Annotated in this window: 13 protein-coding genes; 3 read left to right on the forward strand and 10 right to left on the reverse strand. The window is 53.2% G+C overall.

Annotated elements, in window-relative coordinates:
- Positions 1 to 348: 348 nt before the first annotated feature.
- The 3 genes from RBH33_RS01240 to RBH33_RS01250 are packed head-to-tail and all read left to right on the forward strand — an operon-like array spanning position 349 to position 4,129.
- Positions 349 to 1,860, forward strand: a complete 1,512-nt coding sequence (locus tag RBH33_RS01240; RefSeq protein ID WP_306730299.1) for a thymidine phosphorylase family protein — start codon at positions 349 to 351, stop codon at positions 1,858 to 1,860.
- Entirely contained in the window at positions 1,857 to 2,777 is a 921-nt protein-coding gene (locus RBH33_RS01245; RefSeq protein WP_306730300.1) for a ribose-phosphate diphosphokinase, read from the forward strand. Before RBH33_RS01240 ends, RBH33_RS01245 begins: the two co-directional genes overlap by 4 nt.
- Entirely contained in the window at positions 2,774 to 4,129 is a 1,356-nt protein-coding gene (locus RBH33_RS01250; RefSeq protein WP_306730301.1) for an MBL fold metallo-hydrolase, read from the forward strand. The genes RBH33_RS01245 and RBH33_RS01250 overlap by 4 nt, the downstream gene beginning before the upstream one ends.
- 89 nt (positions 4,130 to 4,218) lie before the next feature.
- Here the strand turns inward: RBH33_RS01250 and RBH33_RS01255 are convergent, their stop codons facing one another.
- The 10 genes from RBH33_RS01255 to glgB all read right to left on the reverse strand — a co-directional run bounded on the left by RBH33_RS01255 (position 4,219) and on the right by glgB (position 23,708).
- Positions 4,219 to 4,941 (reverse strand): helix-turn-helix domain-containing protein, encoded by a 723-nt coding sequence (locus RBH33_RS01255; protein ID WP_306730302.1) that lies wholly within the window; start codon positions 4,939 to 4,941, stop codon positions 4,219 to 4,221.
- Positions 4,942 to 5,137: 196 nt separating this feature from the next.
- Complete coding sequence (locus RBH33_RS01260) at positions 5,138 to 5,623, reverse strand: CBS domain-containing protein (RefSeq protein WP_306730303.1); 486 nt, start codon at positions 5,621 to 5,623, stop codon at positions 5,138 to 5,140.
- A gap of 178 nt (positions 5,624 to 5,801) precedes the next feature.
- Complete coding sequence (locus RBH33_RS01265) at positions 5,802 to 8,579, reverse strand: cation-translocating P-type ATPase (protein WP_306730304.1); 2,778 nt, start codon at positions 8,577 to 8,579, stop codon at positions 5,802 to 5,804.
- An 83-nt stretch (positions 8,580 to 8,662) separates the two neighbouring features.
- Positions 8,663 to 10,006 carry an ATP-grasp domain-containing protein gene (locus RBH33_RS01270; RefSeq protein ID WP_306730305.1) on the reverse strand — a complete coding sequence of 448 codons (1,344 nt, stop codon included), beginning with the start codon at positions 10,004 to 10,006 and terminating at the stop codon, positions 8,663 to 8,665.
- A 116-nt stretch (positions 10,007 to 10,122) separates the two neighbouring features.
- Positions 10,123 to 15,012, reverse strand: coding sequence for a malto-oligosyltrehalose synthase (gene treY / locus RBH33_RS01275; RefSeq protein ID WP_306730306.1), 4,890 nt, complete (start codon positions 15,010 to 15,012; stop codon positions 10,123 to 10,125).
- Positions 15,009 to 17,135: a glycogen debranching protein GlgX gene (gene glgX, locus RBH33_RS01280; RefSeq protein WP_306730307.1), complete on the reverse strand. Its 2,127-nt coding sequence runs from the start codon at positions 17,133 to 17,135 to the stop codon at positions 15,009 to 15,011. Before glgX ends, treY begins: the two co-directional genes overlap by 4 nt.
- Positions 17,132 to 17,278, reverse strand: a complete 147-nt coding sequence (locus tag RBH33_RS01285) for a hypothetical protein (protein WP_306730308.1) — start codon at positions 17,276 to 17,278, stop codon at positions 17,132 to 17,134. Before RBH33_RS01285 ends, glgX begins: the two co-directional genes overlap by 4 nt.
- Before the next feature lie 151 nt (positions 17,279 to 17,429).
- On the reverse strand, positions 17,430 to 19,982 hold the full coding sequence (gene glgP, locus RBH33_RS01290; RefSeq protein WP_306730309.1) for an alpha-glucan family phosphorylase: 2,553 nt from the start codon (positions 19,980 to 19,982) through the stop codon (positions 17,430 to 17,432).
- A gap of 42 nt (positions 19,983 to 20,024) precedes the next feature.
- Complete coding sequence (gene glgA, locus RBH33_RS01295; protein WP_306730310.1) at positions 20,025 to 21,485, reverse strand: glycogen synthase GlgA; 1,461 nt, start codon at positions 21,483 to 21,485, stop codon at positions 20,025 to 20,027.
- Positions 21,486 to 21,509: 24 nt separating this feature from the next.
- A complete protein-coding gene (gene glgB, locus RBH33_RS01300) occupies positions 21,510 to 23,708 on the reverse strand; it encodes a 1,4-alpha-glucan branching protein GlgB (protein ID WP_306730311.1) in 2,199 nt (732 codons plus the stop codon).
- Positions 23,709 to 23,862 lie beyond the last annotated feature (154 nt).

The raw sequence follows: 23,862 nt of genomic DNA on the forward strand, positions 1-23,862 counted from the left end.
TCCGCGCCTGGTTGGCGCGGAGAAAACCGCCTCCCGGACTTCGTGCTTCGGACCTTAGCCCGTGGATCGCCCGTGATGTTGGTGTGGAGGTCGATTCCGAAACACCAATGATCGTTAAGCAGGTCAAGAAGGATGAATAAAGCATGGTCGCGCTCCAGGTAATGCGGGAGCATCCGTGCTTCGTAGGCGCGTGCCTGATGATCCATCGGATGCTTGATGCGGATCAAATTACGGTGATGCGTGCGCGGATAAGCTACGCCTCGCGCGCGCGACTTCTGGCGCTACTGGTCATGGCTGTCTATGATCTTTAAGGTGTACATCTGTTAATACGTGAACTAGGAAGGCCGAGTGACTCAACAAGAAAAACTGTACGCGACCCAAATGGGCATAGACACTCACGAAGAACCCGTGGTGTATATGCGCAGTGACTGCGATGTCTGCCTGTCCGAAGGTTTTACGGCCAGCACCCGGTTGTCAGTGAATGCGGATGGTCGCTCCATTATTGCTACTCTGAACATTGTCACTGGCGATACGCTGGAACCGGGGCGCATCGGCTTTTCCCGCAGTGCTTGGCGCTACTTATCGTTGCGCGAAGGGGCGGCGGTTGATGTTGGCCATGCTCCGGTGGTGGCCTCCTTGAGCTTTATGCGCAAGAAGATCTACGGCCACGACTTAGCGCCCGCGGAGATTCTGGCCATCATTCGCGATATCAGCCAGCGGCTGTATTCGGATGTGGAGATTGCCGGTTTTCTGGCCGCTTGCGCCGGGGACCGGCTGAGTCTGGCGGAGGTCATTGAGCTGACTCGAGCAATGGTGACCGTGGGCAATCAGTTGCAGTGGCCGGGTGCGCCAAAAGTGTTTGACAAGCACTGCGTTGGCGGACTGCCGGGCAACCGGACCACGCCCATTGTGATTGCCATCGCCAGCGCGGCCGGGCTGACTATGCCTAAAACCTCTTCCCGAGCCATTACCTCACCCGCGGGCACGGCCGATACCATGGAAGTGCTCACCGAAGTGGACTTGGATACGCACAAATTGCAATCGGTGGTTCAAGAGGTAGGGGCCTGTTTGGCATGGGGGGGTAAGGTCAAGCTGAGCCCCACCGACGATTTGCTGATCCGCATTGAAAAAGCGCTGGACCTGGATGGGGAAGGGCAGTTGGTGGCTTCGGTTCTGTCCAAGAAAATCGCCGCTGGCTCCACTCATGTATTAATCGATATCCCCGTTGGGCCTACCGCCAAAGTACGGGATCAGGCATCGGCGCAGCGCTTGTCCGCCCTGATGTACGCTGTAGCTGAGGCTTTGCAATTGCAGGTTCACTGTGTCATCACCGACGGCTCTCAGACCGTGGGGGAGGGGATTGGCCCCGTAGAGGAAGCCAAAGATGTGGTTGCCGTACTGCAGAATGATTCGACTGCCCCTAAAGACTTGGCGGAGCGGTCCGTGCTTTTGGCCGGGCACCTGCTGACCATGGCTACGGGCGAGCCCCTTGAGCAGGGCCTGGCTCAGGCCCGGGAGATCTTGTCCTCTGGTAAAGCGTGGAAGCAGTTCGAGCGTATTTGCCAAGCTCAGGGCGGTCTTAAATCCATCCCCACCGCAGCGCATCAGACTGACCTCTACGCTGTTGAGTCGGGCACCCTCAGGTCCATGGATAATCGCCGTTTGGCGATGTTGGCTAAACTGGCGGGAGCGCCCGAGTCACCAGTGTCCGGCCTCAGGCTGCGTGCCAAAGCGGGTGATCGGGTTGCCGAAGGCCAACCCGTGGCGACCCTCTTTGCCGCGACCCCCGGCGAACTGGCCTACGCTCTGGCCTATTACCGGGAAAACCGGGACATGTTTCAAGTAGGAGAAACCTCATGACCCCACTGCTGTTTACTCTGGAGCCACATTTGCCCTTACTGATGCCTCTCGCCCGTGGCTTGCGAGCGGATATAGGCACATTGAATAGGCGCCGGTTTCCCGATGGCGAGAGTTACCTGAAGGTGGATACGCCCGTGAGTGGCCGGCATTGTGTGCTGCTTGCCAACCTTGTGGATCCGGATTCCAAGTTTCTACCCCTGGTGTTTGTGGCCGCCACGTTGAAGGAGATGGCGGCGGCATCAGTGGGTTTAGTCGCTCCATACCTGAGTTACATGCGTCAGGACACGCGCTTCAGTGACGGGGAAGTGGTCACCTCAAAGATATTTGCGCGTTTGGTGTCCGTGGAATTGGATTGGTTGGTCACGGTGGACCCGCATCTGCATCGATACCGCAGTCTCGAGGAGATCTATTCCGTACCCACCCACTCAGTGGCGGGCGCACCGATGTTGGCGCAATGGCTCGCTCAGCGAAACGAAGAGCTCCTGTTGGTGGGGCCGGATATAGAGAGCGAGCAGTGGGTTTCCGCTATTGCCGAGCAAATCCAGCAGCCTTTTATTATCGGCCGGAAAAAACGCCGGGGCGATCGTGATGTTACCGTCACTTTGCCAGACATGCGCGCCCACAAACACCGTACAGCGGTAATTATTGATGATGTCGTGAGCAGCGGGCACACGCTGCTCAAAACCCTGAAAGCATTAAAAAACGCCGATGTTGAGCGTATAGACTGTGCCACAGTACACGGCATCTTTGCCGATGGAGTGGATGAAACCTTGCGTCGCGAAGGCGTGCGGGAGTTAATTTCCAGTAACTCCATCCCCCATCCCTCCAATGCGGTAGATTTAAGTCCGGTTCTGGTGGGTCCGATAGAGCAACAACTGGCGGCTTGCCAGGCGCGAGCCAGTGGAGTCATTGCATGAATATCGTGTTTTTAGGTGGAACTGAAACCGTAACCGGGTCCAAATTTCTGGTAGAGAGCGGTGATACCCGTATCCTCATCGACTGTGGCTTATTTCAGGGCTACAAGTGGTTGCGGGAGCGCAATTGGCAAGATCCTCCTCTAGACATCAAAAACCTGGATGCGGTAGTGCTGACCCACGCGCACCTGGATCACTCCGGTTACGTGCCGCGCCTTTATCGTCTGGGTTACCGTGGGCCCGTGTACACGCATCCGGCGACCCGAGCACTGTGTGGGGTACTGTTGCCTGACAGCGGTCACTTGCAGGAAGAAGACGCCCGTTTTTACAGCCGACACAAATTGAGCAAACACGAAAAGCCCGAGCCTTTATACGACCGGCAAACAGCGGAAGAGAGTCTATCGCTGTTTGAGTCAGTGAAGTTTGGTGAAGTGTTCACGGTGGGCGACGTTCGAATTTATTTGCAGCCGGCGGGGCATATTCTCGGGGCTGGCAGTGTGATCGTGGAAGCTGAGGGGAAACGAGTTGGTTTTTCCGGGGATGTGGGCAGGCCCGACGATCTTATGATGTACCCACCCAAACCTTTGCCAGAGTTAGATCTGCTGCTGTTGGAGTCCACTTACGGGATTCGTCGTCACGCAGAGGTCGATACGAGGGACCAACTCACCGAAATCGTCAACGATACGGTGAAAAAGGGCGGGGTGCTGCTAATCCCCAGCTTTGCCGTTGGCCGGGCCCAAGTGCTGCAATATTTGTTGGCGGAGTTGATGGATGCAGGCCGCATTCCAAAGCTTCAGGTATTTCTCGACAGTCCTATGGCCATTGATGTTTCAGGTATTTACCACCAGTACGCCGACCAGCACCGCTTGAGCTATGCGGATTGCCGCCGTATGGCGGAACTGGTGACCTACACCCACAGTGTTGAAGAGTCCAAAGCATTAGCCGACATCAATTACCCGCATATCATTATCGCAGGCAGCGGTATGATCACAGGTGGGCGTATTCTCCACCACATGAAACGGCTGCTGAGCAACCACCGTACGACCTTGATGATGACCGGCTATCAGGCTGGAGGTACACGGGGGGCTCATCTTCTAGAAGGGGCCGAAACCGTCAAAATTCACGGTGAATATGTGCCGTGCAAGGCTCGAGTAACGGCTTTGGATGGTTTGTCCGGCCACGGAGACTGCGCGGATATTTCTGAGTGGTTAAAAGCGTCTGAGGTGAGTCCCAATACCCCAATCTACCTCGTTCACGGCGAACCGGATGCTGCGGACGGTATGCGAGTGTATCTACAGGAACAGGGTCATTCGGATGTGAAAGTGGCGGAATACAGAGCCATTGTCCGCTTGTAATTTAGAGGTGATGTCGGCCGCATCCGTGCGGCCGGTTAGCCGTCTGTTAAGCTAACCTATAAATCTGATTTTTGATGGCGTGAATGGTGCTAGGCAGTCTTCAGCCGATGTCGAAGCCCTTCAATGTCGATGAATTCCACGTTGCGTCCCGTTACCTTAAGAAGGTTCTTTTCGTGTAAACGAGTCAACATTCGGCTTACCGTTTCTACGGCTAACCCCAAAAAACTGGCGATATCGTTCCTGGACATTGGCAGTCTAAACTGGTGAGCGGTTAAATTTCGGTTGGTTTGACGGGTGGAAAAAGCCAACAGAAACGCAATGATACGCTCTTCGGCGGTGTGTTCACTGGTAAGCATAAGCAAGTCTTCGATATTAGCCAGCTCACGGCTCATGATCTTGACGAAGTGCTCTTGAATGTCTGGTGGCATACGAAGCTGGCTACCGTTTTCTTGAAACACCACCTCATAAACGAGTGATCGCTCCAACGCCACTGCTGACCCAATATAGTAACCTCGATGAATGCTGTCGAGGCCGATAAGATCCCCGGGCATGTGAAAGCTAATAATTTTTTCATCGCCCCGTTCGTTAAGAACTAAACTTTTAAACGCGCCGCTGCGAACAAGATAGCAAGCGTTAAACGGCGTGCCCTGAGCGAAAATCCGTTCTCCGGCTTCACAGACAATTTCGTTTCTAAATAATTGGGATAAGGTATCTGAATCGGGTCGTGGCTTGCTTCGGCCCAGGTCACTTGTTGCGTAGGGCGCGCAACCTGGATTTGTATCTGAGGGAAAGGAAGCTAAAAGCGAATCCATGTGTGTGTGCTCCGATTAAACCAAGTCTAAACATACGCCGCTTACCGAAAAAGAACAACGCACTGAATTTTTGAGAAACAGTATATTGCTGTCGCGTAAGATTGCCAACCTTGTTGGTGGCGAGCGTGTTGGATTCTGGGGCCGTTACTTGGGAAGGCCAGAATCTTCTTGTATACAAGAGACTGCGTCTTTGTTTTTAGGTCGCTGGGGCTCTTTCAGAGCTGGATTGACGTATCATGCGCAGCGTCGCTACTACTTCCCCCGCCGATAAACTTTTGGCGCTGCGTGAGATCGCCTTGGCTCTGGCGGTGGTACGCTCGACTACATCTTTAAGGCTGATGATTCCGACGATGTGGTTGTCGGCATCGACTACGGGCATTCTGTGAACTTGGCGCTGCCCCATCTCTTCCAAGATGTCGTGAATATTATCATTGGCTTGGCAGGTAAAACAACTTTTCCCTTCGAGAAGTTCGCTGCAACTGATTTCCCATAGGGGACGGTGCTTAAGAGTCGCCGCCATAGTAATGTCTCGATCAGTGATAACGCCTTGCAGTTGATCGTTGTCGTCGACAATGGGAACGATGCCGTAATCCTCGTTCCACATCAGGCTGCCGACAGTATTTAAGTTGTCGCTTGATCGGCAACATTTCACTTCACTGTGCATTACCTCTTTTACTAGCATTTTAAAACCCTCCATGTGTGCTTTACGGTTGTACTGCAAAAAAATTAGTGTGCCACAGTTTGATTTTAGCTAATTTGACTCAGGTCATATTAACCTAATTCTGGGTTGAGTAAGGGCACACACACCACAAAAAGAGCAAACAGACCAAAATTTGGCGTCTCAAATCGTATTTGTTGCATCACTGGTTGCGTTTTCTAAGTCGTTTTCGTCGAATGGCCTTTTCGGCTTCCACCAGAAGAAAAATCAGCGCTGAGACAATAATGATCACCAGCCAGTGTACAAGTTCTAGTTGGGCGCTACCAAAAAGCAATTGCATGGGAGGAAGGTAGGTCCACGCCAACTGGAAGACGATGACTGCCGCTATGGAAATAAGTACCGGCCGACTGCCCATAATAGCCGAGAGTGAGCACGAGGAGTGAGTAATGAATCGGCTGTTAAGAAGGTAAGCGACGCTGCCCATGACTAAGACATTAACCGCTCCTGAGCGAGCTGTCTCTACAGAGGTTTCCTGTAGCACCAGTAGCCACAGGAACATTCCGTACACCGCGAGCAATAGCAGCACAGATACAAAAATCACGCGCCAAAGGAGAAACATATCAAGTAGGGGAGCTTTGGAGTCACGGGGTGGTTTATGCATGAGTTCCGCTTCACCGGGCTCGAATCCCAGTGCTAGGCCTAAAGTCACCGCGACAATCATATTCACCCACAAAGCCTGTACGGGCGTAATGGGCAACATGATGCCCGCCAGCACCGCAAAAGCGATAGCCAGCCCCTGGCCACCGTTTGTTGGCAGCATGAAAATGATGGTTTTTTTAATGTTGTCATAGACTTTCCGGCCTTCTTCTACCGCGTTGACGATGCTGGCAAAGTTGTCGTCGGCGAGTACGATTTCTGCGGCTTCTTGCGCCGCCTCGGTGCCGCCGATACCCATGGCAACGCCAACATCCGCACGCTTGAGTGCCGGCGCATCATTTACTCCGTCGCCGGTCATTGCACAGACGTGCCCGGACGCCTGTGCGGCCTTCACTAGACGCAGTTTGTGTTCGGGCGCTGCGCGGGCGTAAATGTCGGCTTGCGCAAAGCAGTCACTGAGCTCCTGCTCCGACATACCTTGTAATTCCTTGCCAGTGATAGCCTTGTCAGTACGTTGCAAGCCCAGCTTTTCACCGATGGCGCGGGCGGTAAGGGCGTGATCCCCGGTCACCATTACCGGGCGTATCCCGGCTTTCAAGCACGTTTTAATGGCATCTACGACCGCTTCGCGAGGTGGGTCTAGAAGTCCAACTAGACCGAGCAGCACCAGATTGTCCTCGCAGTCCTCTTCCTTTAGCTGAGTTTCGTTGTCGGCAGCCTTTTCTGCAAGGGCTAAAACCCTAAGCCCTTGTGAGGATAGCTCTTCGATTTTTCGTTCCCATTCGTCTCGTTGCAAAGTCTTGTCGCCATCGATGGTTCGAACATGAGAGCACATTTCGATGATTCGATCCGGGGCGCCTTTTACGTGTATGGTAGCGTTGTCCTTATCAGGGTATTGATCCAGAGTCGCCATGTACTTGCGTTCTGATTCAAAGGGAACCACATCGCGCCGAGGAAATCGCTCCCGAAGCTCTTTAGCACCTAATCCGGCTTTCTCCGCAGCGACAACCAACGCTGCTTCGGTGGGATCCCCATTAATCGTCCACTGATCTTCCTCTCGACGTAGCCCGGCATCGTTGCACAGTAGGCCAATGGTCAAAAAACGTTTCAACAGTGGATGTTCCTCCACGTTTAAGCGTTCGCGCTTTTGACTGGGTGCTTCACCCCCTTCGCTCTGCATGGTGTCGGAGATGTAAAAATCTCCTTCAGGCGCATAGCCGATACCATCAATTTCCACCTCGCCTTCGGCCAATGCGATGCGCTGGGCAGTCATCTCATTGCGGGTTAATGTGCCGGTTTTGTCGGAAAAAATAATGCTGGTAGAGCCGAGTGTCTCCACGGCCGGCAGGCGCCTTACGATGGCGTTTCGCTTCGCCATGGCTTGAACGCCCAACGCTAGAGTAATGGTAACTATGGCGGGTAGGCCTTCGGGGATTGCTGCCACCGCCAGCGCGACGCTGGCCATAAAGGCGTCGGGCACCTCCATACCGTGAACAACGATACCGAAGATGCCAGTTATGGCGGCCGCGCTAAGTATAAAGTAGGCAAGTACCCGCCCGGCGCGGTCTAGTTGCCTAAGCAGTGGAGTTTGTACTCTATCGACTTCGCCCAACATGGTAGAGATACGGCCAATCTCCGTGCCTGCACCGGTTTCAACGACCACGCCCTGTGCGTTTCCCTGAGCGACCAATGTGCTTGCATAGGCCATGCACTGTCTATCGCCAAGTTCTGTATCTTCCGGAACCCTGGCCGTGTCTTTGTCCACGGGTTCCGATTCACCGGTGAGTGCGGCCTCTTCGGTTCGCAACCGTCGTACCTTGAGTAATCGGAGATCAGCCGGGACACGATCGCCACTTTCAATGTGCACTATATCGCCAGGCACTAGCTCCTCGGCTGGGATTTCCCGTCGTTCTCCTGAGCGCTGTACGGTCGCTTTTGGTGAGAGCATGTTCTTGATGCTGTTTAGAGCGCTCTCGGCCTTTCCCTCCTGGAAGAACCCGATGAGTGTGATAATAGCGACCACAGCAAAGATGGCCACGGCGTCTACCCATTGATCGAGTAAGCCGCTGACCACACCTGCGATGAGAAGAATGATGATGAGTATGTTGTTGAGTTGATCGAATAGGCGGCGCCACCAAGGCCGCTGCTTTTGTCGTTTTAGCTCATTGCGACCAAATTTTTCCAGTAAACGACGTGCCTGTTCGTCGCTAATCCCACTTGAGTCGCTACCCAGATCATCCAACACCTGTTCCGGTGGGCGGGAATGCCAGGCGGTTCGAGAGCGTTCATTTGGGTCGCCTTCGGATGTTTTCGAATGAGACATGAAGCAGGTGCCCCCCGTCTTGCTGAGAATTGGCGTTTACGACCTCGAAGCAGGTCGGAGCTTGCCAGTGACAGTCGAAGGCCCTATGTTCGCATATCTTCAGGCGGCTGCGCACGGGTTTGAGCGCTATAGGAAAACTCAAAAGGCAAGAAATCTTTGGCTTCATCAAATTTTTGGTTTATTTCGGACACGTTGTGACCGGCAATCACAAGCTCCGCCAGGACCCAGCTATAGGAATCCCGGTCGGCCACATCTTCTAATCGGTCGCCCTCATGCACGGCGATGGTAACGGATGTCTCTGGCTGTTGCTCGTGAAGCCGTGCTAAATCCCGTTCGTTTGGGGCCCTAACGCAGCGGGCATCTTCCACGTCAAAACGTCGATACATAAACTTTGCGGCAATGTTAAAGGGGCCCCCGCCATGCTCAAAGTGCGGTTCATCGCCGGCGCCCACGTGAATCGCGACTTCATAGTTAGACATGCCATCCACATGAGCCATAAGTTTGCTATGAGATTGAGATACGCGCGGGTTGACTTCTATAATTCGAATCTGATCATTGTCCTGATTCCAGAAAAACTCGACGTTAAAGCAACCGTTGTTGTATCCGATTCCGGTGAGAAGTTTCGCGGTTGCATTGTTGCAACGCTCTTGTATACGGCGAGCGCGCGTCGAAGGATAGCGATAGGCTTGAAAGCTCTTGTGGTTTGCAGCTCGAATCATATCCACGACACCGTGAATATGGACTTCACCGTTTTTGATGTAGCCCTCGGGGGCGATCTCTATGCCGGGCATAAACTCTTCGGCCACCATATAGGTACCATCAATGCCATTCAGCTCGCTAGCATCAATGCGGGAAAGAATTTTGTTAAAGGGGGCGCCAATTCTCCTTATGGACTTCCTGCTGATGTCCATGGCGCGATCGAATTCTCTACGATTGTTGATTTTGAAACCCAGCATGGAAGAGTATGAGCATACCGGCTTTATCCAAAACGGAAAGCGTAGGGTAATTTCGGAAAATGGATCATTTGAGAAGGGATTAACAGCGCAAAAGTTCGGAGTAAATTCTGGTACGATTTTTTTCTGTTCAACGCGGCTCCAGTATTTGTGAGCACACTTAAGAACCGCTTCCAAGCTGGGTGATGGGAGGCCAAACTTTTCGCACAGTATTGCCGCCATTGCGGTAACGGGAAAATCCCAATAGCCAATGATGGCGTCAATGGGCTCGTCAAAATCGCGCAACTGACGTTCGGCTTTATCGAGCGCCGCATCTACGTCGAAGTCTTCGCTGCGGGTTCGTTCACCTGCCGGTAGAAGTCCGTGGAAAACGACGTCCTCTCGGTTGGGTATAGCCTCCAAGTCCTGTAAGTGTTCATCGTCCAGATACAACACGAAGATGTTTTTTGAGCGTTGTTTACTTTCACTCATCATGGCAATCCCTTAGTGCCCAAAAGTCGTAGGCGCCACGATCGCAGTGGCGCGAGCAATACGAAGCATCGTCCAGCGTATGGACCGCGCAAGCTCGGTACTGGTTTCAAGGGAATGCGTTAGTTTTCGTTTTGGCTTAAAAGTGCGACGGGAAAGTCCCGTAGCAAGCTGCTCACCGAAATTCCAAGGGATTCTGAGGTGTTGTTTGGGCGAAGCTCTTTGCCCGTGATGATGTTGGTGTAGGTGTCCTTCGATCCTTCTTTTGCGGTTGTAGGTAAAATCACGTTTGTGTTACCCCAAAAATCTCCTTCACCTAATGAGCGAACGGAAAAATCGGTTAGCTCCGCAACCCCGGCGAGGAGTCGGGGTACGACTACAAGAATCGTGTGGTTACGGTGTCTGCGCGCAAAGGCGCACACGTTATCTGCTCGGTTTCCTGTGGTGTCCAGTGCCAGGTATTCTCCATGTCTGAACAAATCGCGATGCTTGTGTCGAAAGGAAAGCACCTTCCAGATTAAATAGCACTTTGATCTACCGTCGGCCATGTGCTCCGTAAGGCCTTGAATCCAACTGGGATCCGGGTGTGATTTTTGGGCGTGATCACAGATCTGATCGAGTACGTCGACATGAGCCTCGTAATTGACCGGCCGACGGTTGTCGGGGTCGACTAAGCTGAAGTTCCACATCTCATCGCCCTGATAGGTGTCTGGAACCCCAGGGGCGGTGAGTCTAATCAGCTCCTGGGCAAGGCTTACGATAAAACCAAACTCACTGACCGGGCTCTGAAATCGTGCAAAGTCGTCCAAAAAGTCCCGATTATCCCAGGTTAGAACCTTGTCGATGAACTGCTTCAGGTCATCTTCGTACTCAGAGTTGCTGTTGATCCAGGAGGTGTACTGCTTAGCTTCTTTGGCCGCCTTTAGCATGTAGGCCTGAATGCGCTCTCGGAAAGCCTCTAAATCGAGATTGTCCAAGTCTTGCTGCGGCCAAGCACCAATGAGTGTTTGGTAGAACAAATACTCAAGGTTGTTGTCCGGCCAGTGCCAGTCGTCTCGCTTGTTTTTGTGAACGCGATTGACGGCTTGCCAATGTAACACGTGTTTTTGCCACAGGTGCGGTATCTCGGACAGAATGCCGATCCTGGCTCGAACGTCAGCGGATCTTTTACTGTCGTGGGTGGAAAGGGCTGTCAAGCTGTGCGGCCAGTGCTCCAGGCGCGTGCGGTTGGCCTGGTGGAATTCGGCTACACCCACACCGAATTTTCCCGGGTCAGATCCCACTTCATTCAGTGCAACCAGTCGGTTGTAAACGTAAAAAGTGGTGTCTTCAACGCCTTTCGCCATTACTGGGGCACAATACTGCTGAAACTGCATTGCAAAGCGACGTATGCGGTCTTGAAATTCCTGGCTTTTGTCCGTACCGATTTTTTGTAGTAGTACATCTCGGATAAAGCCGAAGGCAGAGATGTCCGCTGCTTGGCTCCGTCGGGCGCCATTAGATATGGCCTGGTTAATATATCGCTCGTCCTCGGGAGAAATGCTGTCCTGAGTAATGTAGGTGCGATAAACCGGAAAGCAGGCTACGATTTCGATGAGTGCCTGGCGTAAGCCATTTAGCGTAAAGTCGCGTGTATGGGGGTCTGCTTCTGATATTCTGTTGAGTTGGTTGGCGAGTACGGCAACTTCACTCGCCAAGGATGTTTCCATAATCAATTTTTTGCATCGATAGATGATATCGTTCAAATCCATGCTTTTTCCGACGAAGGTCTCGTAGATAGTTTGCATGCTATCGGCATGGCGGGAGTCCACAAACAGCCCAGTGCATAAGCCCGCAAACTCATAGCCAGTGGTTCCGTGCAGGGACCAATCCTGGCGCAGTGGTTCGTCACGGCTCAGAATCTTTTCTGCCAATAAGTAAAGGGGTTTTCGAGACCAGGGCTGTTTGGTGCGAGCGCCAACGCGGTCTTGCAACCGTTGAAAGTACTCTGCTGGGTTGTACAGTCCATCGGGGTGGTCGATACGAAGGCCTTGAATTTTTTCCTGTGCAATCAGGTCAAGGGTAGTTCTGTGTGTTTCTTCAAATACGTCTGGGTCCTCCATGCGGAGGCAGGCTAGGTCGTTGATGTCAAAGAAGCGTCGGTAATTGATTTCGTCTGACGCTACCCGCCAATGGGCTAACCGGTATGCTTGGCGCTCAAGGAGTTGGTGTAGATTTTCGGCATTACCTGGTGCCTTGTCGGTGCCGTTGTGCGCGTCGACTCGGGTGAGAATGAATTCCTTTATCGGCGGGCTTTCTTCGCACAGGCTTGCCAAGCGCTGTTTTAAAAGTTCTTTATCCCGTTTTCGATCCTGAAGGTCCTGATCACTGGTGCTATCTCGAGAAGGAAGGTTTTCGAACGCCGTCAGAAGGCTTTGAAACTCCAAGGTTACTTCATCGCCTTGTTTCCAGGATCCGGCCAATGCGTTGTCCTGGTCCTTGAATATGTACGGATACTGTTGTGGATCAATGGGAAAGAGATGTTCATAGTATTCCACGGCAAAAGAGCCGCGCTGGGCGTCGAAACTTAAGCTTAGCTCACCGTTATCGAGTACGTTCCCGTAGTGGTCTCCGAGCACTGGCAGTAGGACTATATCCCGCATTCCTGGCCGCAGTGGTGTCCAGTCGATGTCAAAAAACTGCCCATAGCGGGATGCCGGCCCGTTTTCCAGTACATCCAGCCACCACGCGTTGTCCCGGCCCATGATACCCATATGGTTTGGGACCATATCGAGTATGTGGCCCATGTTGGCTTCTCGTAAGGAGGTGACGAAGCGGTCAAATTCCTCCTCTCCGCCAAGTTCCGGATTTAGCGTGGTGTGATCGGTAATATTGTAGCCATGGGTGCTGCCGGGGCGCGCCTTCAAATAAGGGGAGCAATAGCAGTGGCTGATGCCAAGTCTCTGCAAATAGGGGATGATCTTCCGCGCATCCCGAAAATTGAAATCACGGTGTAACTGTAATCGGTAAGTGGCATCGGGGATGCTCGCCGATTCTTCTAGGCTCGGATTTTTTTCGCTTAGGGATTGCGATGCTTTGGCAGAGGGACGCCTGGATCTGTCATGAGTTCCGGCCACTTTGGATTGTAACGCAGTGATTGTGGAGTGACGTGAATCCGAAGTTGCACTGCCCCCGTCGAGAAAAACCGCTGCAGACCATGGAGGTAACCCTGAATTGGGAAAGTCCTCTATCAACGTTTCAGGCACGCAATAGATCATTGTTGAAAATTCTGGGCAATCTTCAGTCACGGTCGGGCAGGGATCGGCGCCCAGGTTAAACAGCATGTCGAGCCGAGATCCATCCCGAAGACGCCAGTTTACATGGACGGCATTGGGGCCGACTTGTTCGTACGAGGAGCTGACAGAAGCCATACCGGCCAAACCGGGTACTATCGCCTCTTGGCGCAGTGTCAGCAGCTCTTTGCACAGCTGCAGTCTTTTGTTGTGATTTGAGTGATCAAGACTGTTCCAATCCAGTTTGCTGGCCTCGAAAGTGCTCGGGTCATTAGGGTCCGGTATTTGATCTTCATTGCTTGAGCTATTAAAGCTCTCAAAATGAGCAAACTCTTTACGTCGGCCTTCAGTAACCGCAGTGCCCAGTTCACCTTCGAAGTCACAGAAGAATTGAAAGGGGGTAGCGGCCGCAAACTCCTCGCCCATAAACAATAGAGGCGGGGAGGGGGCCAGCAAACGAACGGGAAGAGTGGCGATAATAGCCGCCGGGTCGCTGATGGCATCAATGCGCTCACCGAGTGCCCGATTGCCCACTTGGTCGTGGTTTTGTAAAAATGAGACGAACGCCGTGGGCGGCAGATGTCCGCTGACTTCACCCCGAGGGCGATGGTCCCGATAGGGGGATTCCTCACCCTGCCAGGCAAATCCTTCGCTCAGGCAGCGCCCGAGGTAGCCCGCTCTATTTGAGGCATAGTCGCCGTAATAGCCGTCGGCTTCACCCGTGACAAGAGCGTGCAGGCTGTGGTGAATGTCGTCGTTCCATTGTGCTGTGTAAGCCTGACGGCCCTCGTTTGAGGAAGTGTCCAGGTAGTGGGCGGCGTTATCGTCATTTTCCAGAATCAGATGAATCAACCGGTCGCGCCCCGGCCCTTCCTGTACGCTGCAGGCGAGTTCTTCAAGGATGTCCGGCCTTGAATCGTCTGCTATGGCGTGTACGGCATCCAACCGCAGCCCGTCAAAATGATACTCTTCCAGCCAGTACAAGGCGTTATGGATAAAGAACTGACGAACGATATCGCTGTGTTGGTCGTCGAAATTGATGCCGTCGCCCCAGGGGGTCTGATGCCGCGGCGTAAAAAAATCCGATGCATAAAGGTGCAAGTAGTTCCCGTCGGGCCCGAAGTGGTTGTAGACCACATCGAGCAGGACCATGAGTTCTCGCTCGTGAGCTGCTTGGATCAAACGCTTTAATTCGTCGGGTGTTCCGTAACATTGGCTGGGTGCAAAGGGCAGTACCCCGTCGTAGCCCCAGTTGCGCTTGCCAGGGAAGGCGGATAAAGGCATAAGCTCCACAGCGGTAACACCCAGGTCAGCCAGGTAATCGAGCCGCTTTTCTATGCCTTGGTAGTCTCCACTCGCGCTGAACGTGCCTGTGTGGAGTTCATAGATGACAGCCTCTTCCCAGGGCCGACCGTGCCAGTTACTGTCTCGCCAGTCAGCTTGAGTTGGATCCACAATTTGACTTGGGCCGTGTACGCCCTGAGGTTGAAATCGCGATGCTGGGTCCGGTACGCGCTGTTCGCCGTTAATGAGGTAACAATATAAGTCGCCCGCGCTTGCCTGATCTGTTACCAAAGAGCGCCAGCCGTATTGGTCAGACTCCGTCGGTAGGCACCGCTCCAGGCCGTTGGTGTTCAGGCACAGTTCTACACTTTTGGCATCTGGAGCCCACAAGCGGAACTCTGTCGTCCCGTCTGCTTTGACCTCAGAGCCGAACGGCATCCTATGTCGGCGTTTCACAATGACCTCGCGTGTTGTAGGAGGACCAGTGAGTGCCCTGGCAAGGAGTACTCATCGTCCACACAAAATCGTTTCAAGGAGCTGCTGGGTAGGTAAGTATCCAGGATGACGGTCCATGTCTGAATCCCCAGAAGCTCGGGAATTTTGAATACCACCTCGTCCCCGTGGGCATTGAGGAGTAGCAAAAAGTCGTCATCGGTGACGGGTTCGCCGCGACTGTCGACATCGCGAATGCCTTCACCGGGCATGCAGATGCCTAGCGAACGCGCATTGGCGTGGTTCCATTCTTCGCGGCTCATTTCTACACCGTTGGGATTGAGCCAAAATATGTCTTTCACTCCACTACCGTCGTCGACGGCGCCCTCAAAGAAGTGGCGCCGGCGGAAGCTGGGGTGGTTGCGGCGTATCGTGATCAGTCGCTTTACGAACTCAAAGAGCTCCTGGTCCTCGTCAGACATGTCCCATTTTAGCCAGCTGATTTCGTTGTCTTGGCAGTAGGCGTTGTTATTACCTCTTTGTGTTCGACCATGTTCGTCGCCTGCGACGAGCATAGGGACGCCTTGGGAGAGAAACAAAGTGGCAAGCATGTTGCGTTTTTGTCTGGCTCGCAGATCGTTTATGTCTGGGTCCTCTGTGGGGCCTTCGGCGCCACAGTTCCAGCTGCGATTGAAGCTCTCACCGTCTCGGTTTTCCTCTTTGTTGGCGATGTTGTGCTTTTCGTTGTAGCTAACCAAATCGTGCAAGGTAAACCCATCGTGCGCTGTTACCAAATTAATGCTGGCATAGGGGCGTCTGCCGTCAGAGAAATACAAGTCGCTGGAGCCCGTTAGCCGAGTCGCGAGCTCAGCGATAGAGCCGCCTTCTCCTTTCCAGTAGTCTCTTATCGCGTCCCGATACTTGCCGTTCCACTCGGTCCAGCCAGGAGGGAAGTTGCCCACTTGATAGCCGCCTTCGCCAAGATCCCATGGCTCTGCAATCAGTTTGACGCACGATAAAACGGGGTCTTGATGGATGATGTCAAAGAAGGCGCCGAGGCGGTCCACTTCATGCAGCTCTCTCGCCAGGGCAGAGCAGAGATCAAAGCGAAATCCGTCCACGTGCATTTCATTCACCCAGTAGCGCAAGCTGTCCATGATCATCTGCAGGACTCGGGGGTGCATCATGTTGAGCGTATTTCCGGTGCCGGTGTAATCCATATAGTAACGCTCGGATTCCGGCACCAGACGGTAATAGGCCATATTGTCGATGCCGCGAAAAGACAAGGTAGGCCCCATGTGATTGCCTTCGGCGGTGTGGTTGTATACCACGTCAATGATGACCTCAATGCCGGCGGCATGTAGCGCTTTAACGGCTTTCTTGAAATCCGTTACTGGCTTATTGGCCGCATACCGAGAGTCGGGGGCGAAGAAATTGATGCTGTTGTAACCCCAATAATTTCTCAAGCCGTTGTCGGTTAGTGTACGGTCATCGATAAAGGTATGAATGGGCATCAACTCTACGGCCGTAACACCTAGGCTTTTGAGATAGTCAATGACCGCTGGCTCTGCGAGGGCTAGGTAGGTTCCACGCAGGTGTTGGGGTAGGTAGGGGTGTAACTGGGTGAAACCTTTGACATGGAGTTCATAAATTACGGTGTCATGCCAGGGAGTGTTTAGTTGTGTGTCTTTGCCCCAGTCAAATGTGGGATCAATAACCCGGCACTTGGGCATATTTTCGGCGTTGTCCCGCTCGTCGAAGGAAAGATCCTCGCGTTTGTGCCCTATGCGGTAGGCGAAGTTTTTGTCGCTCCAGTGGAGGTCCCCCACAATGGATTTGGCGTAGGGATCCAGAAGCAATTTGTTGGCATTAAACCGATGGCCTTCCTCTGGTGCATAGGGACCGTGGACTCGATAGCCGTATAGAAGATCTGGACCGGCGTCAGGCAAATAGCAATGCCAAACCAGGTCCGTATTTTCGGTTAGGGTTATGGTTTCCACTTCCCGGTTGGTAGTCGAATCGAACAGGCACAGCTCTACTTTTTCGGCGTACTCTGAAAAAATGGCGAAGTTCACGCCATTACCGTCCCAGGTCGCACCCAGTGGAAAGTGTTTTCCTGGCCAAATTCTGGAAGGAGTTTGCCTCATGGGTACATCCGTTGTGCCTTGTTGAATTTGCCAACCTGAGTAGAGAAGACTACCGCCTTGTACTGACGCTTTGGACCCGCGCCGAATAAATCAGTTGCCGATTGCTCTTTATCCGCATCCGGAATTTCGCTGCCTATTTTCACTAATTCTTCCTTGTAAAATGAACATTGCTACAGCGGAAAGCCCGCCCCGTCTCCTATATCATTGGTTGTCGCCTTCAATCCAGTTTGCCATAGGTGCCTGCCCTCATGGTTGACACAGGTCAGATGGCGGGAGGCTTCTCCCGCCTTGCTCTCATGCCCAAACCATAAAGCCGAGTTCCAGCGGATGGCAGAGTGCTGAGTGATACGGATACATGCGAAAACGTAAGGTCTGCTCTCCCGGGAATGGCGGTTTTTGTGAGAGGGAAAACACCGGATGCGGACCGTTTGAATCCTCTATTTTCAGCTCGGCAATATACGGTTCGGATCGCTCTTCGCCGTCTTCCGCCATCTGCGTAATAAGGCACTCGACTTTGACATCCTCTGCACTTAAACCATTAAGATTGGCTTCCAGGCGCACATGCAGCTGATCATCGTGGTGACACTGATGGGGTACGTCACTGGCGAGTGTCAACGACACACCCTGCCATTCATTGCGAACTTGTTTTTTCCACTCTGCCAGCTGTCTGGCCAATTGCCCCTCGTTGGCCGTCAGGCGTTTGTGCTGCAATGTGGCCGGTCGGTAAAAGTTTCGAACATAATCCGTGACCATACGTTGGGCGTTAAAGCGCGGGAGGATCGTTTTCATCGAGGCTTTGGATCTCTGTATCCAGCCCTTGGAATAGTCTCGGCTTGAGCGGTTGTAGTACAGGGGAACCACCTGATGCTCAAGGATATCCAGCAAATCGTTGGCTTCCTCGCGATTACGGAAATCTTCGTCGTGACTGAGGTGGCGAGGCGCAATGGCCCAGCCGTTGGTACCGTCGTAGCCCTCTCCCCACCAGCCATCCAAAACACTGAGATTGAGCGCACCGTTGATGGCTGCTTTTTCCCCGGAGGTGCCGCTGGCTTCTTTAGGGTATTCAGGGGTGTTGAGCCACACATCGACCCCGGATACCAGCCGCCGCGCCATGGCTTGGTCGTAGTCTTCCAGTAGCAGCAGGCGACCCAAAAATGCCGGACGCATGGTCAAGTCATGAATCACTTTAATCAGTTGTTGGCCCGGCTTGTCTTTAGGGTGTGCCTTGCCTGCAAAAACCAGCATTACCGGTCGGTCCGAGTTGTTTAGCAACCGCTCCAGTCGCTCAAGATCGGAGAAAAGCAAGGTAGCCCGTTTGTAAGTCGCAAAGCGTCGTGCGAAACCGATAACCAGGCAGTCGCGGTCTGGGGCTGAAAGAGTTTCAAGCATACGCTCGGCCACTGAAGTGCTGGTGCCATTACGCTTGTGCTGTCGACTCAAACGAAGGTGCATAAAGTCAAACAGCTGCTGTTTGAGCGCTTGATGGATGCCCCAATAATGGTAGTCCGGGATGGCATCCACAAATTCCCAAAAGCTCGGACGGCGCAGCTCGCTGCGCCACGTGGGCGCTTGAATGTTAAACAAGCTGGCCCATTCGGGTGCCAAAAACGTCGGTACGTGAACGCCGTTGGTAATATAGGTCAGGGGGTTATCCTTGGGCGGAATCTGGGGCCAGATGCCTCCTTCCATTTCGGAGGCAACGCTGCCGTGAATGCGACTCACGCCATTGTGAAATCGGGAGCCCTTGAGGCCGAGAGTGGTCATGTTGAAGCTGTCGCCTACGGGAGTCGCGCCAAGGCTAAACAAGGTTTCTGTATCCGTTTCTAAGGACTTAGCGAAAACCGCCAAATAATCTTCAATAAGTGTTCGCGCAAAAATATCGTGGCCTGCCGGAACCGGCGTATGGGTGGTGAACAACGTCGTGCCAGCTACGGTTTCCAATGCGCTGGGAAAATTGAGGCCGGTTTCCATGGCGATGCGGCAGCGCTCCAGTATTTGAAAAGCAGCGTGTCCCTCGTTGATGTGCCAAGCGGTGGGTTTCAGGCCAAGTTTGCCCAGGGCTCGTGTTCCACCGACGCCTAAAACCAGCTCCTGTTGAATGCGAGTTTCTTCATTGCCGCCGTAAAGCTGTAGTGTAATGTTTTGGTCGGCGGGGGTGTTCTCACGCACTCGCGTGTCCAATAAATAAAGGCGGATATGGCCCGCCCGGGCTTCCCACAAACGGGCCAGAACGGTTCGGTTTGGAAAGGGAATTTCGACCATCATCGGCCGACCGTCCTGATCCTCCAAGGGAGTGATGGGGAGTTCGTCGCTGGAATGTGTGTGGTAGTCGGCCACCTGACGACCTTCAGCGTCGATGGTTTGGACGAAGTAGCCTTGCTGGTAGAGAAGGCCGACACCCACAAAGGGAAGCCCGAGATCGCTAGCCGCCTTGCAGTGATCGCCCGCGAGAATGCCAAGGCCACCCGAGTAAATGGGAAAACTTTCATGTAAGCCGAACTCAGCGCAGAAGTAGGCCACCAGCTCCGATTCGGCGGGCAAGAGTTCTAATATTTCCGGGTCGGGGTTAGCAGACAGGTAGGCGTCATAGCTGCTAATCACGCGATGGAAGTCTGCCATATAGGCCCGATCTTCGGCCGCCTGGTTCAGTCGCTTCTGGGAGATACGACGCAGGAATATTTTGGGATTGTGGCGGACCCGCTCCCACAGTTCCAGATCCAGTCGCGCGAAGATTCCGCGGACACCATGATCCCAGCTGTACAGCAAATCATTGGCTAGGTCTTGCAAGCGGTTGAGACTGTCTGGAATGTGGGGGCGAGCCTCAACGGTAAAACGACTGGGTTCCATATTCAATCTCCATGCGGATACATCTGCCCGAAGTTCGGGAGGTTAACGTTCACTGATTTGGTTGAGTGCAGCTTGATACAAATCCTTGTATGCGCGGGCGCTGTTTTTCCAAGAGTAATCGCCGGCCATACCGTTAGCCTGCAGACTCTGCCAGTGCTCAGGATTCTGGTAGCTGGTCAATGCGCGTCGGAGCGCCTGCTGAAAGCTTTCCAGCGTCGGTTCTTTAAAGCTAAATCCGTTGGCTTGATCCATTGTAAATTCGCTTGGATCAAACACTGTGTCTCGGAGCCCGCCTACCTTGTGTACCAAAGGCAGAGTCCCATAGTAGAGACTGTACATCTGGTTTAACCCGCAGGGCTCAAAACGAGACGGCATCAAAAACAAGTCGCTAGCAGCGGTAATTTGATGCGCCAGGGCTTCGTCATAACCCAAGTTGACAGAAAGCTGCCCGGAAAACTTTTTCTGCAGTGTTTGCAGGCGTTGTTCCAGGTCTGAATCACCGCTGCCTAAAACAACGACACGGCACCCTTGCTTGAGGAGCCAAGGCAAACTGTCGAGAATTAGGTCAATGCCTTTTTGTTCAACTAACCGGCCGACAAAGCCCAGCAGTGGTTGATCGGTGCTGCCCGCGTGCAAGTTAAGTCGTTGTAACAGATCTTGCTTGCACACGCTCTTGTTGTCGAGGTCGCCCGCATGGTAATTGGCGACAAGGTGTGGATCCGTTTGTGGGTTCCAGTCGGCGTAATTGACGCCATTAAGTATCCCGCTCAAATATGCTTCACGGGCGCGTAACAGCCCATCCAGTCCACAGCCGTACTCCGGGGTACGAATTTCCTCCGCATAGCCGGGGCTTACGGTAGTCAGTTGATCCGCGTAAGCAATTCCTCCTTTAATAAAGGAAACTTTCCCATAAAACTCCAGACTGTCCATATGCCAAAATGTTTCCGGAAGCTCGAGTGTGTGCCGAATTTCGGCGGGAAATAAGCCCTGGTAAGCGAGGTTGTGAATTGTGAACACAGTAGCAGGCCGTTCCGGATGGTCGTGCAATAACGCCGGGACCAGACCGGTCTGCCAATCGTTGCAATGCACCACATCGGGCGTCCAGTTGACGCCGCCCTGGCCGAGCGCCAAGAGTCGTGTGAGTTCGCAAAATAAATGGAAACGCTCGGCATTATCCGGCCAATCGTTTCCATCCGGATCTTGGTAGGGGTTGCCGGGCCGGTCGGAGAAGGGGGCACATTCCATCACCCAGAAGGTAACATCGGCACCTTTGATGGGGGTTTGCCAAAGGGTTACTGGCTCATCACGTATGGTAAGTTGTGCGATCTTTCTTCGTCTTGATTTTTTGATAGTGTCCAATGCCGCCGGATAGCCGGGAATTAGCACCCTAACAGTGCATCCGAGCTCTTTGAGAGCCGCCGGGAGGCTGGCGGACACGTCCGCCAGACCACCCGTTTTCATAAGAGGATAGGCTTCGCTGGAAGCAAACAATATATTGTGCATCAATGCCTCGTTTAGTGCTTGAGGTTAAACGTGTTTCTGAATCTTCAATACCAGCGCTCCGAGAGGAGGTAGTGTTAACGTAAGGGACTGCGGTTGCCCCATCCACTCAACGGGTTCAGTGTTCAAGGGTAGCGGGTTACCCACATCACTTCCGCCGTAATAGTGCGAGTCTGAGTTGAGGCACTCTTCGTAGCATCCTGCTTCAGGGACGCCTATGCGGTAGTTGTGTCGGGGCACCGGGGTAAAGTTGAGAATCACGATGACGAACCCCTCCTTGCTGTTGCGACGATAACTAATCACCGATTGTGAGGCATCGTGACAGTCTATCCAGCCAAACCCGTCACCGGAGTAACTTTTCGAGTACAAGGCCGGCTCGGCGCGGTACAAGTGGTTTAAATCTTTCACCAACTGCTGTATGCCGCGGTGCTCTGGGTGTTCCAATAGATGCCATTCCAACTGTTCCGCATCGTTCCATTCTCGGTGTTGCCCTAGCTCACCGCCCATAAACAACAGCTTAGAGCCTGGGTAGGTGTACTGTAGGGAAAACAGCAGCCGGAGATTGGCGTGTTTTTGCCAGGTGTCCCCCGGCATACGATCCATCAAGCTGCCTTTGCCGTGCACCACTTCATCGTGCGACAGGGGCAGCATAAAGTTCTCACTGAAGGCGTACAGTAGTCCAAAGGTGAGTTTATCGTGGTGATAATGACGGAAGATCGGATCTTGTTGAAGATAGGAGAGTGAATCGTGCATCCAACCCATATTCCACTTCATGGAAAAACCGAGCCCACCGAGCCAAGAAGGTCGACTCACTTGGGGCCAAGAGGTAGATTCTTCGGCGACTATCAGTGTTCCTGGGTAGCGCGTTTGACACGTGTCGTTGAGTGATCTGAGAAAATCAATGGCTTCCAAGTTTTCGGTACCGCCGTGCACGTTGGGCAGCCAGTCGCCATCTTCACGAGAGTAATTCAGATACAGCATGGAGGCCACAGCGTCTACGCGCAAGCCGTCAATGTGAAAGCTGTCGAGCCAATAAAGCGCGCTGCCAATAAGGAAGTTACTGACTTCCTTACGGCCGTAATTGTAGATAAGTGTGCCCCAGTCTCGGTGCTCACCACGTCTGGGGTCTTCGTGCTCATACAAAGAGGTTCCATCAAAGCGTGCCAACGCGTGGTCATCTTTAGGAAAGTGCCCCGGGACCCAATCCATGATGACGCCGATACCCTGTTGGTGGCAGTGGTCGACAAAGTAACGGAAGTCCTCCGGACTTCCGTGCCGGCTGGTAGGCGCAAAGTACCCGGTGGTTTGGTAGCCCCAGGATTCATCCAGCGGGTGCTCGGTAACAGGCAGTAGCTCGATATGAGTGAAGCCGAGATCGGAAACGTATTCCACAAGCTGATGCGCCAGGTCCCGATAGCTCAGCCATTGCCCATCCTCCTGTCGACGCCAGGATCCCAAGTGAACCTCGTAGACGGATACCGGCGCTTGATGCCAGTCCCAATGTTTACGCTTCTGCATCCACTCTTCGTCTCGCCATGGATAGGGTTCGTGATTGGGTACCATGGCGGCTGTCGCGGGACGCACCTCGAATCGTTGTCCATAAGGGTCAGTTTTCTGTTGGACCTGGCCGTTGTGGCGAGAACGTATTGAATACTTATATAAGCAGTCGGGAGCAAGACCGGGAATGAATAGCTCCCAGACGCCGGATGAGCCGCGATTGCGCATCGGGTGGCATTGATCATTCCAATGATTAAAGTTGCCCACAACACTCACACGCTCCGCACCTGGCGCCCAGGTGGCGAAACGCACGCCGGAGACGCCATCCACCTCGCAATAATGCGCGCCTAAAATCTTATAAATGTGCCAGTGCTGTCCTTCGCCAAAAAGGTAGAGGTCATAATCACTGATTAACGGGGAGAAACTGTACGGATCCACAAAACGGTATTTCTGATTGTCTTCGTACTCGCACAGGAGCTCGTAGTGTTCGGGCAGTGCATTTTTTTTACCCTCCCATTCAAATAATCCAGCGTAACCCGTCGAATTCATGGATGCCATTTTGTCGTGCAACTGAATGTTAATTCGGCGAGCGTTTGGCACAAAAGCGCGCACACGCACACGGTTCTGCCCAATGGGATGGCACCCTAGGACTTCAAAAGGATTATGGTGACGAGATTCGACTAATTGTAGTGCAGCCTCAGGGAGGTGTTGCGCAAGCTGTTGGTGCATCCGATGTGACTCCATGTTCCATGTCAGTATTATTGGCGATGAACGTTTTCGCGGCGATCTATTGAACGCTAAAAATACTAAGTCCCTCATGATCTGGATCAAGTTTATCGAGGATGCCCTATGATACCGTTTTGCAGCTTAACCAATGAACACC

The organism is Marinimicrobium hydrolyticum, assembly GCF_030848505.1.
Taxonomy (GTDB): domain Bacteria; phylum Pseudomonadota; class Gammaproteobacteria; order Pseudomonadales; family Cellvibrionaceae; genus JAVDDU01.